Below are 14,069 nucleotides of genomic sequence, written 5' to 3' on the forward strand. Positions count from 1 at the left end.
CGATGGTGAGCAAACACCTCGGAGAACACGCCGTCGTCCTAGGCGGTGGCATGGCGGGGCTCCTGACCGCCCGAGTGCTTTCGGACCACTACCGCCACGTGCGGGTGATCGACCGCGACACACTCGTCGGGATGACCGCGGCGCGGCGCGGCGTGCCGCAGGGACGGCACGCGCACGCACTGCTGGCCAGGGGGCAGCAGATCCTTGAGCAACTGTTCCCCGGCCTGCTGACGGAACTCACCGCCGACGGCGTGCTCAGCTGCGACCTGGCGGGGAACCTGCGGTGGTACTTCAACGGTCACCCGCTGAGGCAAGCACAGTCGGGCCTGCTGAGCGTCTCGGCGACCAGACCGGAACTGGAAGCCCGCGTGCGGGCGAGGGTCGCTGCGCTACCCAACGTCGAACTGTGGGAGCGGACCGTCATCCACGGAATCGTCAGTACCGGCGATGGCGGCCGGATCACGGGTGTCCGCGTCAGCAGTGAGGTCGGGACAGGCGAGGAGGAAGTGACCGTCGCCGATCTCGTCGTCGACTCGACCGGACGCGGGAGCCGCGCTCCGGCTTGGCTGGCGGAACTCGGTTACCAGCGTCCACCCGAGGAGAAGGTCAAGATCGACCTCGCCTACACCACCCGCCTGTTCAAATTGAAGTCCGACCCCTACGGCACCGATCTGTCGATCAACTCCGTAGCGTCGCCGGCCAACCCCCGCGGCGCGTTCTTCGCGAAACTGAACGATCAGGTCGCCATGCTCTCCCTCACCGGGATCCTCGGTGACCACCCTCCACGCGACGATGAGGGCTTCCTGGAGTTCGCACGTTCCCTTTCCGCGCCGGAGATCCACGACACAGTCCGGAATTCCGTGCCGATCGACGAAGCGGTCACCTTCCGTGTCCCGGCGAGCGTGCGCCGCCGGTACGATCGGCTCACCCGGTTCCCCGAGGGGTTCCTCGTCATCGGCGACGCCGTGTGCAGCTTCAACCCCGTGTACGGCCAGGGGATGACCGTCGCGGCGATGGAAGCGCTCGCCCTGTCCGAGCACCTCGGTGCGGGCCCGGCCAGGCCGTTGGGCTTCTTCCGTGAGCTGGTCCCGATCGTGGACGTACCGTGGGAGATTTCCGCGAGCGGCGATCTCGCGTTCCCCGGGGTGGAGGGGAAGCGGACAATCAAGACCCGGATCGGCAACGCCTACATCGCCCGGCTGCATTCGGCCGCGCAGTTCGACGGCAGGTTCACAGAGGCATTCTTCCGGGTGGCCGGTCTGGTCGACCCCCCGCAGGCGCTGATGCGTCCCGGACTGATGCTCGGCGTACTCCGCGCTTCGCGTCGCGCCAAGAGCCGAACATGACCCACTCAGGAGGTATACCCGTGAACCAGTTCGTCGGTGACCGAGCGATCGTGCTCGGGGGAAGCGTGATCGGGACTCTGGCGGCCAGGGTGCTGTCCGAGACCTTTCGTGAAGTCATCGTGGTGGACCGGGACAAGGTGCTGGGCGTGCGCGAAGTGCGCCGCGGGGCACCGCAGGCCGCGCACGCGCACGCGTTCCACAGCCGCGGCTTCCGCATCGTGCACGAACTGTTCCCCACCCTGCCTGCCGAACTCGAGCGCGCCGAGATCCCAGTACCCGATCTCGGCGAGATGCGCTGGTACTTCAACGCACGGCTGATCCGGCAGACGAAAACCGGTCTGCTGTCGATCGGGGCGCAGCGGCCGGTGATCGAGGACATCCTGCGGTCGCTGACGGCTTCACTGCCGAACGTGACCTACCGAGAACAGGTGGAATTCCTCGGCTACCTGACCGATTCGGCCCGGGAGCGGATCACCGGCGTCCGTCTCCGGTCCACAGAGGACAGGGTGCTAGAACTCGAAGCGGATCTGGTCGTGGATGCTACTGGACGTGGCTCGCGCACCCCGGCGCTACTGACGGAACTCGGCTACGAACGCCCGCCAGAGGAACGGATGCGGATCGGCCTGACCTACACCACTCGGCTGTTCCGCCGGCGTGAGGGAATGCTCGACGACACCCAGTCGGTCAACCCGGTCGCCTCGCCAGCGCATCCGCGGGGGGCCTTCTTCGGTCGCGTCGGCCCCAAGACGTGCATCCTCTCGCTCACCGGCATCCTCGGTGACCGACCGCCGAAGGACCCCGAAGGGTTCCTGGCCTACGCGAAGTCACTCCCGGTTTCCGAGGTGTACGAAGCCGTACGCGACGCGGAGCCCATGACTGATGCCGTCATCTTCGGTTTCCCGGCGAGTGTGCGGCGGCACTACGAACGGCTCGTCCGCTTCCCGGACCGGCTGGTGGTGCTTGGTGACGCCGTGTGCAGCTTCAACCCCGTCTACGGTCAGGGCATGATGGTCGGCGCGATGCAGGTGATCGCGCTGCGCGACCGGCTTTCCGGTGGTACGCCGCCGGATTCGCTCGGGCTACGGCAGGACATCTCCGCCGTGGTCGACGATCCCTGGACCATTTCGACCAACGGCGACCTCGACTACCCCGGCGTGCCCGGCGAGCGAACGCCGGATGTGGTGGAGGGCAACAAGTTCATCGCCCGGCTGACCGAGGCGGCCACCTCGGACCCCACGCTGACCGAAGCGTTCCTGAAGGTCGCCGGCCTGGTCGTGTCCCCGGCCTCGCTGATGAGCCCGGACGTCGTCGCCCGGGTGGAGAAGCACGTTCCCGCGTAACGGCGCCATAGCTCCGTTACCGATTTCGCCTCGTTTGAAAGAGGTCTTGGCATGGTGAAGATAGTGGTGTCCGCGTGTGTTCTCGTGACGGGTTGCGTCGCGGCTAGGACCGTCGCCCGGCGAAGGCTCCGGCTCGGCCGGAGTCGTGGCTGGAGGAACGCCGAGGCGTCCGCGAGCCGGAACAGCCGGAGCATGGCGTGACGACGGTCCTCGGCATCTCCTGCTATTTCCACGACTCGGCCGCGGCGATCATCCGGGACGGCGAAGTCGTCGCGGCCGTGGAGGAGGAACGATTCTCCCGCAGTAAACACGATGCTTCCTTCCCCGCGGCCGCGATGGGGCACTGTCTCCGGGCGGCCGGCGTATCCGGTGCCGAACTGGATCTGGTCGTCTTCTACGAGCGACCGCTGGTCAAGCTCGCCAGGACGTTCGCCACGGGATTCGCGTCCTGGCCGCGTGGCCGGAACGTGTTCCGGCGCAGCCTGGCCTCCTGGGCGGACGAACGGATCTGGATCCGTTCGACGATCGTCCGTGCTCTCGGCATCGACCCTGGCCGGATCTTGTTCTGCGACCATCACATCGCGCACGCCGCCAGCGCCGTGTTCGCCTCGCCTTTTACTGACGCCGCGACGCTGACCGTCGACGGCGTCGGTGAATGGGCCACCGCGACGCTGGGGCGGGCCTCGACCGACCTCGGCTCGGGCACTCGCAACAGTCTCGAATTCAGCGCGGCTCTGGAGTTCCCCGATTCACTGGGGTTGTTCTACTCCGCCCTGACGCAGTACCTCGGATTCGAAGTGAACGAGGGCGAGTTCAAGGTGATGGGACTGGCCGCCTACGGATTGCCGCGTTACCGGGACGAGCTGGCCAAGATCTGCCGCATCGCCGATGACGGGTCGCTTTCGCTTGACATGCGCTACTTCGAGTTCCACAAGAGTGACAGCCGCGCCTTCAGCGACCGGCTGGTGGAACTCCTCGGGCATCCGCCACGCGATTCCGCGCGGCGGATGGACTTCGACCCGGAAACCGGGCGGATGCGCACAGCGGTCGATCGATATTACGCCGATGTCGCGGCGTCCGTGCAGCAGTTGTGCGAAGACGCCGTGGTCGCGATGGCGTCCGCGGCTCACCGGGCGCACCCCTCGCCCAACCTCGCGATGGCGGGAGGGGTGGCACTCAACGGCCTGGCGAACGCCGCGGTGCTGGCGCGTACCCCCTTCGAGAACCTGTACATCCCGCCTGCCCCCGGCGACTCCGGTGCGGCGCTCGGTGCCGCGTTGCACGGTTACCACGTCGTACTCGGCCGTCCCCGTCGCTACGTCGGCCGGGACGCGTACCTGGGGCCCGGCTACGACGACTCGCGGATATCCGGCACCCTCGCCGAGTGGGGTGTGGCGGCGGAAGAGATCGACGACGACAAGCTGCCCGCGTTGGTGGCCGGTGAGATCGTCGAGGGCCGGGTTGTCGGGTGGTACCAGGGCAGATCGGAATGGGGTCCCCGGGCACTGGGCCACCGCAGCATCCTGGCGGATCCGCGATCGTCCGGGATGAAGGCGCGCATCAACGAGAAGGTCAAGTTCCGCGAACAGTTCAGGCCGTTCGCCCCGATGGCCGCCGCGCGGGCGGCGGGACGGCTCTGCGGGGGCCCCGTGCTGCAGGATCCGACCAGGTTCATGCTCATGGTCCTGCCGGTGCTGCCCGAGGCCGAGGCCGACCTCGGCGCGGCGAGCCATTTCCGCACCGCGCGTCTGCAGACGGTCCACCCTGGCCAAGACGACCTGCTCGAACGACTGCTCGACGCGGTCGAGGCTCACACCGGACAGCCCGTGGTGCTCAACACTTCCTTCAACCTGAAGGGAGAGCCGATGGTCGAGAACCCGGCCAACGCCATTTCCACCTTCCTACGCAGCGGATTGGACACGCTAGTGATGGGGCATCATGTGGTCAAAAAGAGTTGACTCGGCGATCCTCAATGGACGGTACCTGGCTGCTCCGCAGCTGGAGACCTACGACGGCCTGGAGCCACGAGTGCACCCCTGGGTGGCGATGTCTGCGCCCCGCGGTGTCCGGACCGCCGTCGTTTCGACCGACTACCAGGGATTCCGGCGGACCCCGACGTCGTCCGGTGTGGTGGACTGCGCCACCCCGGCGGCGGATGGCGTGGTGCTCGGTGGTTCCTTCGTTTTCGGGGTGGGCGCCGAGTCCGATCAGAACACCGTTTCGGCTCAACTCGCCCGCCTGACCGGCCGGAGCTGGCGCAACCTCGGGATCCGGGCCGGAACCTCGACCCATGAACTGGTGGCCGCGCTGCCGTTCCTTGAGGGCGACGGGCAGGTGGTGGTCTGCTCTGGCGCGAACAACCTCATCGCCGGCCTCCAGACGAACCGGCCGCACGACGTGTACGGTCCGCTGTTCTTCGAGGAGACCTTGCTGAAGGTGGGGACGCGTTCGATGCACGACGTGGCCGCGCTGATCGAAGGTGAGGCGAGGCCGGGGTGGAACGGCGCGGTACGGCGTGTTCCCGAGCCGGAAGGCCCCGGCGCCCTTACCTTCGACCAGCGTCGCGCGCTCGCTCTCGAACGGCAGCTGCGAGACTTGCGTTCGCTGGTCCGGCTTGCCGGTGATCCCGGCCGGATCGTGTTCTGTGCTCAGCCCTTTGTGGACAAGAGCGCCCGCTCGCACGTTCCGGAGGAGCAGCCGCTGCTCGGGCTGCACGACCGGCAGCTGGGGGAGTCGTGGGAGCGCATCCGCGAGTACGCACTGGCCACTTGGCCGCGCTACACGGAGGAACTGGGCAACCGGTCCGGTGAACTGGGTGTGCGGTTCGTCGACATGCCGGCGAACTCCTTCCGCGGCTGGAGTTTCGTGGACAGGCTGCATTGCCGCGGCGAGGGGTACCGGCAAGCCGCCGAGCTGATCGTGGCGGCGCTGTGATGGGCTTGGTGGACGCGTTGCTCCGCCTGCACGCGCGCTGGACCCGGGGGAGGCTCCGGCGTCGGCCGGAGAGTCGCGGAGACCTGGCCGGGCAAGCGGAATCCGTGCGGAAGGACAACGTGTACCCGCTCTGGTGAACCGAAAGTGTCGGGCCCGGCCGCAACTGGCCGGGCCCGACGTGTTTCCGGACGGAGAAAGGCCTCCGGTCGTGAAGTGGTGCCTGGACGGATCTACTTCACGACCGGAGGTTTTCGCTCAGGAAAGGAAGAATCGCTCCAGCAGCGGAGCCCCGGTGCCTTGGGGGAACATATGCCCCTGGCCGTCGAGCACCAGATGCTCGACCCGCGGAAGCAGGCCGACCAGCTCGGAGCAGGCGTTGCGCTGCCATTCGGGGCTTTCGCCGCCCTCGATCAGCAGCGTCGGCCGGTCGACCCTCCGGACGACGTCGGCCGGGATGGAGCCGTCGCCCACGATCACGCGTTCGTAGACGAGGGTGTGGGCGAGTCCTTCGATCAACGGCCAGACGGGATGGTTGCGGATCTTCTCGACGAAGTCATCGCCGTTGCCAACGGCCTCCTTCTGGAATATGACGATCGCTTCTTCCCGGCGTCCGGCCGCGATCAGGGCCTTGAGCCGGGGGAGGTAGTCCGGGGCGACGACAGGTTTGGTGCCTCCCACGGAGTACGGTGGTTCGTAGAGAGCCAGCTTTTCCATGGGAATGCCGCGCGCGGCCGCGTGCATGGCGATGATTCCGCCGGTGCAGTTGCCGAAGACGTTGGCGGGTTCGCCGATCGCGGCGAGCACCGCGGCCAGATCGTCGACCTCGTGGTCGATGGTGTACTCGTCGGGATCACCGTCTCCGCTGTCCCCTCGGCCGCGACGGTCGTAGTTGAAGACGGTGAACTTCACCGAGAGTAGCTCCACCAGCTGGGTGAACATGATTCGCTGGTTCAGCCCGCCGCTGATCACCACCAGCGGCGGGCCGTCGCCTGCCCGTTCGACGGCGATCAGGGTGCCGTCGGCCGAGGCCACGGTCGCGAGCGCTGGTTTGATCGTGTCATGGGTCTGCTGAGGGATCACTTTCGTTGCCCTTCTATTTGATGGCGATGGGGTTCACCGGGGAACCGACGGCACGGGTCACCGGAAGTGGCGGCGCGGCGAAGAAGAAGTCCCAGACGCCGTCGCGGCGGCAGTCCTCGGCGAGTGCCTCGAGGTCGAGGATTTCGCAGAGTGACATGCCCATGTCACGGATGAGGACCATGTGGACGTTGAGCGGGACACCCGGGATCTCACCCGGCAGAACCTCGATGGCCCAGTTGTCGGACCCGACCGCTGCCACCTCCCTCTCGTGCAGCCATTCGCAGCAGTCCTGACCCAGTCCCGGCTCGCCTGCCATGAACGCGGCCGCGTCGCCGTCGTGCAGGAACTTGCGGCGCCAGCCGGTGCGGACCAGCAGGATGTCGCCACGGCCGACGGTCACGTTCTGCGCGGCGCACGCCGCGTCGAGGTCTTCCGGGGTGATCGCGGTGCCCGCGGCCAGCCAGTCGACGCCCTTGAGTGCCGCGATGTCCAGCAGCACGCCTCGTCCGGCGATCCCGTTCGCCTGTTTGTCGATCGAGCAGTGCACGGCGCCCTTGACGGTGATATCGCGGGCGGAGAACCCGTTGTACATCTGGTCGTCGTAGTAGACGTGCGCCAGGGAGTCCCATTGCGACGCGCCCTGAAGTGGCATGAACAGATAGTCGTCCGCGTACCTGAAACCACCGGGGAACAGTTGCTCGTCACCGGTTTCCGCCATCAGGTGGACGGGATTGATCCGGCCGTTGCCGGACTGCGGGCCGTTCTCGTCGAGCGGGATACCGAGGCCGAACACCGTGCCACGGCGGATCAGTCCGGCGGCGGCGACGAGCCGGTCTGGCGTGATCAGGTTGACCGTGCCCCGCTCGTCGTCGGCCCCCCAGCGTCCCCAGTTCCGCAGCCTGGTGCCGAGGGCGCGGAAGTCTTCGGTCATCGCTCCGCTCGCTTTTCCAGCGTCCGGCGGAACTCGCGTACGTCGCCGACAAAGAGATCCGGTTCCTCCAACGCGGCGAAATTGCCGCCGCGGTCGAATTCGCTCCAGTGCACGAGGGTCGGGAAGTCACGCTCAGCGAATTGGCGGACCGGCACGAACGGCGCGTGCGGGAAGACCGCAACACCGAGCGGGGGCTCGATCGGGTCGTACCGGCCGGAGGTCGTAGTGATGGGCAGGTAGTCGGCGACCTCGTAGTAGAACTGGGCCGACGACGCGCCGGTCCGGTTCAGCCAGTAGCTCATCACGATGGTGAGGATCCGGTCGCGGCTCACCGCGTCTTCGGGTATCTGGTTCGAATCGGTCCAGTCCTTGAACTTCTCGACGATCCAGGCGAGCTGGCCGACCGGGGAATCCGCGAGGCTATAGCCCACTGTATGCGGCCGCGTGGCTTGCAGCTTCATGGAGCCGGCCAGCTCTTTGACGAACCGGGCCGAGCGGGCCAGCCGCGCCCGGTCGCCGGCGTCGAGGCCCGCGAGTTCGTCCGGATCGTCCGTGGCGGGTGTCGTCGGCAGGGTGTTGAGGTGGACGCCGAGGATGTGTTCCGTATCCATCGCCGCGAGGGCGAGGGTTACGCCGCAACCGAAGTCGGCTGCCTGCGCCAGGTAGCGGTCGTAGCCGAGGCGCCGCATCAGCTCGGCCCACGCACGTGCCACCCGCGGGCTGTTCCAGCCCGCCTCGCCGGTCGGGGCGGAGAAGCCGAACCCGGGGATGGACGGGATCACCAGATGGAACGCGTCCGCGGGGTCACCCCCGGTGGCACGAGGATCGGTCAGCGGGCCGATCACTTCGAGGAACTCCGCGACCGAGCCCGGCCAGCCGTGCGTGATCAGCATCGGGACAGCGTCCGGTTCCGGGGAACGCACATGCAGGAAGTGGATGTCCGCGCCGTCGATGGTGGTGGTGAACTGGGGAACGGCGTTCAGTTCCGCCTCGGCCTTTCGCCAGTCGTAGCCTTGCTGCCAGTATTCGGCCAGCTCCCGCAGATACCGCTCCGGGACGCCCCGGTCCCAGCCAGCGTCGGGGAGCCGGTCCGGCCAGCGGGTGGCGGCGAGCCGACGGTTCAGGTCGTCCAATTCTCCTTGTGCGACCTTGATCTGGAACGGACGCATACCGGTTGTCTCCTTCGCAAGGGTGGGTACGGGTAACGGAGAATGTGACGATCAGCCCGTGAATCGCAGACGGTCCACGGCTTCCAGACCTGCTCCCGGTGGGTCCAGTCCTGGCTCGGCGGTGAGAATCGCCCGGTGCAGGCGTTGTAGTTTGGGGGCAGGCTCGATCCCGAGTTCGGAAACCAGCGAGGTGCGCAGGTGACCGAAGATCTCCAGTGCCCGGTTGCGGTTCCCGGAACGATAGAGTGCCAGCATGAAATGCGCGTGCAATCCTTCGTGAAACGGATGCGTCAACACCAGCGCCGCCAGTTCGGAAAGCGTGTCATGGTGCCTGCCGAGGCGCAGTTCCGCCTCGATCTTCCGTTCGGTCACCGTAAGTCTTGACTGTTCGAGCCCGACGACCTGTGCCGCTATCAGATGGCCGTGTTCGACGTCCAGCAGCGCCGAGCCTTGCCATTCCGCCAGAGCGCGCCGGTAGGCGGCGACCGCCGCGCCGTCGTCCGCGGCGGCCAGCGCCTGGTCGCCGTCAGCCTGCCAGCGCCGATATTCGTGCAGGTCCAATTCGCCCTGGCCGAGTACAAAGGCGTATCCGCCATTGCGCGTCTGCAGGAGTTCCCTGGCGACCTCCGCGGAGCTGAGGCCAAAGGCGCGGGCGAACAGCTGGCGTAGGTGCAGAATGTAGGTCTGCACCAAGGTCTGTCCGCTCTTCGGTGGCTTCTCGCCCCACAGCTCAGAAATCAGCGTGGAAGTCGCGACTGTGCGATTGTCATTGAGCAGCAACAGGGAAAGCACTTTGCGCGGCTTCCTGGCAGTGGGCACGGCCGTCACCTCGGCACGGCAAACCGAAAGCGGTCCCAATATCTTGACTCGCAAACTGCCCATCTCCCCGGATTTCGATCAGCAACGGATTCCGCGCGGGCGTCAACCGACCGCACAACCGTATCCAGCCGAAAGGGTTAGTTTCGTCTCCGGAGCTGCCCGCTCGATGAGTACGGCGATCTCCGGAACACCTATTCCAAGGAGGAATCCCTTGGCGCGGCACGCGATTCGAGGTAGCGCTGTTCCGGCACGCTGAGGGTGAGCCGGGCGGCCGACTGGTAGTAGGAGCGTGCCCGCTCGTGATCGCCCGCCATGTCCAGCAGGTGTGCGCGAACGGCGTCGACTCGATAGTGCCCTTCGAGGGCGGCGTCACCGGCGACCTCGTCGAGCCGTCGCAGCCCGGCGTCCGGGCCGTGGACCATCGCCACGGCGACGATCCGGTTGAGCGTCACCATCGGACCCGGCGCGATGCCGACGAGGAGGTCGTAGAGGCCGAGGATCTGCGGCCAGTCGGTGTCCTCGGGCACTTCCGCCTCGTCGTGCACGGCGGCGATCGCGGCCTGCAGCTGGTAGGGGCCGAGCGGCGCACTGGTCAAGGTCTTGCTGATCAGCTCGATCCCCTCGGCGATCGCCTTGGCGTCCCACCGGGAGCGATCCTGGTCGGCGAGCGGTACGACGCTCCCGTCCGATCGGGTGCGTGCGGGGCGGCGGGCGTCGGTGAGCAGCATGAGTGCCAGCAGACCGGAGACCTCGCCTTCGTCCGGAACCTGCTCGTGCAGCTGGCGGGTGAGCCGGATGGCTTCGGTGGTGAGTTCCACGCGGTTGAGCGCGGTTCCGGAGCTGGCCGTGTAACCCTCGTTGAAGATGAGGTAAAGCACCTGCAGTACCGCTGTCAGCCGCTCCGCCTGTTCCCCTGGCGGGGGCATCCGGAACTGGGTGCCTCTGGCGCTGATTCGCTTCTTCGCCCGGTTGATGCGCTGGCTCACGGTCTTTTCCGGGACGAAGAACGCCCTGGCGATCTCGGCGGTGGTGAGGCCGCCGACGGCTCGTAGCGTAAGCGCGAGCTGGGAAGCCTTGGTGAGCTCGGGATGGCAGCAGAGCATGAGCAGCGTGAGCGTGTCATCGACGGCCGGGACCGGTTCGGGCTGCGTCAGTGCCAGCAGAGCGGCTGTGTTCTCTCGCTGCTGGCGGGCCAGCTCGTTCCGTTGAAGGTCGATCCGACGGCGCGCCGCGGCGGTGATCAGCCAGTTCTTCGGGTTGTCCGGCAACCCCTTCTCCGGCCACTGGAGCGCGGCGGCGAGCAGGGCCTCCTGAACGGCGTCCTCGCAGAGGGCGAAGTCGCCGAACCGGCGGCACACGGCATTGAGCACCTGCGGCGTGAGATCGCGCAGCAGGTGCTCAATGCCCTGTGTCGTACTCAGAAATCCATCGCCTTCACGTTCTGGATCGGCCGCACTTCGATCTTGCCGTACTGCGCGTCCGGTACCCGGGCTGCGTGCTCGAGCGCCCGCTCGATGGTGTCACACTCGATCAGATAGAAACCGACCAGGTGCTCCTTGACCTCGGCGAACGGGCCGTCACTGGTCACGGTCTTGCCGTTCTGCACGGTCACGCATTTGGCAAGGGACGGGTCGGCGAGGCCCTCACTGAGGATGAGTTCACCGGACTCGTCCAGCGACGTGTTCAGTGCCATGTGGGCACGGCCGAACTCCATGCGTTTGTGGTTCGGCAAATCCTCCCAGATATCCCGGAATGTCGGATTGCTGTGGATCATGATCAGGTACCGCACGCAGGTTCCGCCTCACCCTCGATGTTCTTTGGAGAATTTTTCGCCACAAGTGTCGTCTTCTTGATCTCAGCTTCGACGTCCCCAGTGTAGGAGCCCACAGGGGCCGCCTCGCGAAGCAGTTCGGCAGACGAGCCTGCTCGGGCACCGGTTGCCCGGCCAGGCTGTGGAAAAGGAGCTAGTGGTGCGGAAGATCGTGGCCGGCTTGGCCATCTCGCTGGACGGGGTGATCGACTCGCCCCCGGATTGGATGATGTCGAATGCCGAGATGGAGGAGGTGATCCAAACCGGTATCGCCGAGTCCGACGCCATCCTGTTGGGGCGGAACACCTACGTGGAGTTCGCCCGGATGTGGCCGGGTATGGGCGAGACGTTCCCGATGGCCGCGTTCATGAACAACACGCCGAAGTACGTCGTGTCGAGCACCCTGACATCGCTGGACTGGAGCGGGTCCACCCTGCTCGGTGACGATCTCGCCGATGAGCTGACCAAGCTCAAGGAACTGCCGGGGAAGAACATCAAGATCCCTGGCAGCCCGCAGCTGGTGCGTTCACTGGTGCTCGCCGGTCTGCTGGACGAACTCAGCCTGATGATTCACCCGATCGTGCTCGGGTCCGGTGCCCGGCTGTTCGAGGCGAAGTCCGAACGGGCCGACCTCGAACTCGTCGCGAGCGAGACGTTCGAGAACGGCGTCATCTCGGTGACCTATCGCCCGAAGCAAGCCTGATCGAGGAGGAAGACAGTGTCCACTGAGTCGAACGAGAAGGGGCTGACCGCGACCTCGGGGCCGGACGGCCCCGGACGTCCTCCCGAAGCCGCCGTCCCGGCGGACCCGCGGCGGTGGCGCATCCTGGCCGTACTCGGCCTCGTTCAGTTCATGCTCATCCTGGACGTCACCGTCGTGAACATCGCGCTGCCGCGCATCCAGGACAACCTCGGCTTTTCCGGGGCGGGATTGGCCTGGGTGGTCAACGGTTATGTGGTCATGGCGGGGGGCCTGTTGCTGCTCGGCGGCCGGCTTGCCGACGTCTTCGGTCGACGGCGCTTGTTCTTGATCGGCGTCGTGGTCTTCGCAGCGGGCTCGATCGTCTGCGGTGCCGCGACGAATCCGGCGACGATGATCACCGGCCGGGTGGTGCAGGGGGTCGGCGAGGCGCTCACCGCTCCGGCGGCGCTCGGTCTGATCGCGTTGCTGTTCACCGATGCCAAGGAACGGGGTAAGGCGTTCGGCATCTGGGGCGGCCTCGCCGGGCTTGGTGGCGTCACCGGTTCGGTGATCTCCGGCGCGCTGGTGGACCTCGTGTCCTGGCGCTGGATCTTCTTCATCAACCTGCCGGTCGCCGTGATCGCTCTCGTGCTGGTGCCCTTGCTGACCTCCGAGAGCCGGATGACCCGCGAACACGTCCGGCTGGACTTCAGCGGGGCGATCGTGGGCACGCTGGGCCTCGGTGGGGCCGTCTACGGCCTCCTGCAGGTGGTTTCGCACTCGTGGGCCTCGTGGCAGGTGCTGCTTCCCCTTCTCGGCGGGTCGGCGTTGCTCGGCGCGATGGTGGCGATCGAAGCGCGCTCGTCCGCGCCGCTGATCCCGCTGAGCTTCTTCGGCAACCGCACCCGGTTGGTGGCGAACGTCAGCACCCTCGTCAGCACCGGGGGCTTTTTCACCTATTCCTATCTGCTGACCCTGTTCGAACAGCAGGTGCTGCACTACAGCCCGCTCGCCGCAGGGTTGTCCTATCTGCCGTTCGGCGTGGCGATCGGACTCGGCATCGGGCTCAACAACGCAGTGATGCCGCGCCTCGGTGTCCGGGTGACCCTGACCATCGGGTTCATCGGCTCCGCCGTGGGACTGTTCCTGACCGGCATGCTCGACGTCGGCTCCAGCTACGCCGGCGGTGTGCTGCCGGGCATGATCATCCTCGGTATGTTCACGGGCGTCGCCATCCCGGCGTCGACCAGTGCCGCACTGCACGAGGTGGACGAGCAGAACTCCAGCCTCGCCTCCGCCGTGCAGAACGTCATGCAGCAGATCGGCGCGGCCGTCGGAATCGCCTGTCTGGTTGCGCTCGCGCTCACCCATGCCACCGACGAGGTGCGTTCCGGGGCGGATCCCACCGCGGCCGCCGCGAGCGGGCTCGCGCTCTCCTTCTGGTTCGGCGCGGCATTCATGGTGGTCGCCGCCGGGCTGGTACTGCTCCTGCTCGGCAATCCGAAGGCGGCAGAGTGGGGCGCATCCAAGGAAAGCCCTGCGGCCGCCTGACCATTCCCCATCCTTAGCGAAAAAGGAGTAAATCATGTTCGACACGACCAGGGCTTTCAGTGGGTTCTCGGTAGACGACACCTCAGCGGCCCAGAAATTCTACGGTGAGAAGCTGGGGATCCCGGTCACCGAGGAATGGGGGATGCTTCGGCTCCGCCTCGCCGAGGGACGCGAGGTGCTCGTATACCCGAAGGGTGACAAGCACAAGCCCGCCGAGTACACGATTCTCAACTTCCCGGTCGACGTTATCGACGACGCGGTGGAAAAGCTCACCGCGGCCGGTATCAAGCTCGAGCCCTTCGACGGCGTCGACGACAAGGGCGTCTTCCGGCTCGGCGGTCCGCTGATCGCCTGGTTCCGCGATCCCGCGGGGAACATTCTGTCGGTCGTGCAAGAGAACTGACGGC

13 protein-coding genes are annotated in these 14,069 nt (G+C 66.7%); 7 read left to right on the forward strand and 6 right to left on the reverse strand.

The annotated features are described in order from the left end of the window. Nucleotides 1-5 precede the first annotated feature (5 nt). The 4 genes from ACZ6DT_RS08045 (at nucleotide 6) to ACZ6DT_RS08060 (ending at nucleotide 5,620) form a co-directional block, all read left to right on the forward strand. Complete coding sequence (locus tag ACZ6DT_RS08045) at nucleotides 6-1,346, forward strand: FAD-dependent oxidoreductase (RefSeq protein ID WP_465590587.1); 1,341 nt, start codon at nucleotides 6-8, stop codon at nucleotides 1,344-1,346. 20 nt (nucleotides 1,347-1,366) lie between these two features. Further along, nucleotides 1,367-2,686, forward strand: coding sequence for an FAD-dependent oxidoreductase (locus ACZ6DT_RS08050; protein ID WP_465590393.1), 1,320 nt, complete (start codon nucleotides 1,367-1,369; stop codon nucleotides 2,684-2,686). 197 nt (nucleotides 2,687-2,883) lie between these two features. After that, complete coding sequence (locus tag ACZ6DT_RS08055) at nucleotides 2,884-4,644, forward strand: carbamoyltransferase family protein (protein WP_465590396.1); 1,761 nt, start codon at nucleotides 2,884-2,886, stop codon at nucleotides 4,642-4,644. Then, entirely contained in the window at nucleotides 4,625-5,620 is a 996-nt protein-coding gene (locus ACZ6DT_RS08060) for a hypothetical protein (protein ID WP_465590399.1), read from the forward strand. The genes ACZ6DT_RS08055 and ACZ6DT_RS08060 overlap by 20 nt, the downstream gene beginning before the upstream one ends. A gap of 255 nt (nucleotides 5,621-5,875) precedes the next feature. Here ACZ6DT_RS08060 and ACZ6DT_RS08065 read toward each other — a convergent pair whose 3' ends face one another. The 6 genes from ACZ6DT_RS08065 to ACZ6DT_RS08090 all read right to left on the reverse strand — a co-directional run bounded on the left by ACZ6DT_RS08065 (nucleotide 5,876) and on the right by ACZ6DT_RS08090 (nucleotide 11,408). Beyond that, complete coding sequence (locus ACZ6DT_RS08065) at nucleotides 5,876-6,700, reverse strand: alpha/beta fold hydrolase (protein ID WP_465590401.1); 825 nt, start codon at nucleotides 6,698-6,700, stop codon at nucleotides 5,876-5,878. A gap of 13 nt (nucleotides 6,701-6,713) precedes the next feature. Next, a complete protein-coding gene (locus ACZ6DT_RS08070; RefSeq protein WP_465590404.1) occupies nucleotides 6,714-7,631 on the reverse strand; it encodes a cyclase family protein in 918 nt (305 codons plus the stop codon). After that, on the reverse strand, nucleotides 7,628-8,800 hold the full coding sequence (locus ACZ6DT_RS08075; RefSeq protein ID WP_465590407.1) for an epoxide hydrolase family protein: 1,173 nt from the start codon (nucleotides 8,798-8,800) through the stop codon (nucleotides 7,628-7,630). Before ACZ6DT_RS08075 ends, ACZ6DT_RS08070 begins: the two co-directional genes overlap by 4 nt. Before the next feature lie 51 nt (nucleotides 8,801-8,851). Beyond that, nucleotides 8,852-9,619, reverse strand: a complete 768-nt coding sequence (locus tag ACZ6DT_RS08080; RefSeq protein ID WP_465590410.1) for an AfsR/SARP family transcriptional regulator — start codon at nucleotides 9,617-9,619, stop codon at nucleotides 8,852-8,854. Between the two features lie 191 nt (nucleotides 9,620-9,810). Then, the gene (locus tag ACZ6DT_RS08085; protein ID WP_465590589.1) at nucleotides 9,811-11,022 is read right to left on the reverse strand and encodes an RNA polymerase sigma factor; all 1,212 of its coding nucleotides are present in this window, start codon (nucleotides 11,020-11,022) and stop codon (nucleotides 9,811-9,813) included. A 14-nt stretch (nucleotides 11,023-11,036) separates the two neighbouring features. Then, complete coding sequence (locus ACZ6DT_RS08090; RefSeq protein ID WP_465590413.1) at nucleotides 11,037-11,408, reverse strand: YciI family protein; 372 nt, start codon at nucleotides 11,406-11,408, stop codon at nucleotides 11,037-11,039. A 181-nt stretch (nucleotides 11,409-11,589) separates the two neighbouring features. Here ACZ6DT_RS08090 and ACZ6DT_RS08095 point away from each other — a divergent pair, with 181 nt between their 5' ends. Genes ACZ6DT_RS08095 through ACZ6DT_RS08105 form a run of 3 tightly spaced genes read left to right on the forward strand, consistent with a single transcriptional unit; the run spans nucleotide 11,590 to nucleotide 14,065 of the window. Beyond that, nucleotides 11,590-12,132: a dihydrofolate reductase family protein gene (locus ACZ6DT_RS08095; protein ID WP_465590416.1), complete on the forward strand. Its 543-nt coding sequence runs from the start codon at nucleotides 11,590-11,592 to the stop codon at nucleotides 12,130-12,132. A gap of 15 nt (nucleotides 12,133-12,147) precedes the next feature. Next, complete coding sequence (locus ACZ6DT_RS08100) at nucleotides 12,148-13,662, forward strand: DHA2 family efflux MFS transporter permease subunit (protein ID WP_465590419.1); 1,515 nt, start codon at nucleotides 12,148-12,150, stop codon at nucleotides 13,660-13,662. A gap of 34 nt (nucleotides 13,663-13,696) precedes the next feature. Further along, nucleotides 13,697-14,065, forward strand: coding sequence for a VOC family protein (locus ACZ6DT_RS08105; RefSeq protein ID WP_465590421.1), 369 nt, complete (start codon nucleotides 13,697-13,699; stop codon nucleotides 14,063-14,065). The last annotated feature ends 4 nt before the right edge of the window (nucleotides 14,066-14,069 follow it).

This window comes from Amycolatopsis sp. NPDC041971, from assembly GCF_055588925.1.

What these genes read in the sequence shown, in the direction of transcription:
- ACZ6DT_RS08060 (WP_465590399.1), top strand. Translation starts at nt 4,625, where the DNA reads ATGTGGTCAAAAAGAGTTGACTCGGCGATCCTCAATGGACGGTACCTG.
- ACZ6DT_RS08070 (WP_465590404.1), bottom strand. Translation starts at nt 7,631, where the DNA reads ATGACCGAAGACTTCCGCGCCCTCGGCACCAGGCTGCGGAACTGGGGA.
- ACZ6DT_RS08105 (WP_465590421.1), top strand. Translation starts at nt 13,697, where the DNA reads ATGTTCGACACGACCAGGGCTTTCAGTGGGTTCTCGGTAGACGACACC.
- ACZ6DT_RS08075 (WP_465590407.1), bottom strand. Translation starts at nt 8,800, where the DNA reads ATGCGTCCGTTCCAGATCAAGGTCGCACAAGGAGAATTGGACGACCTG.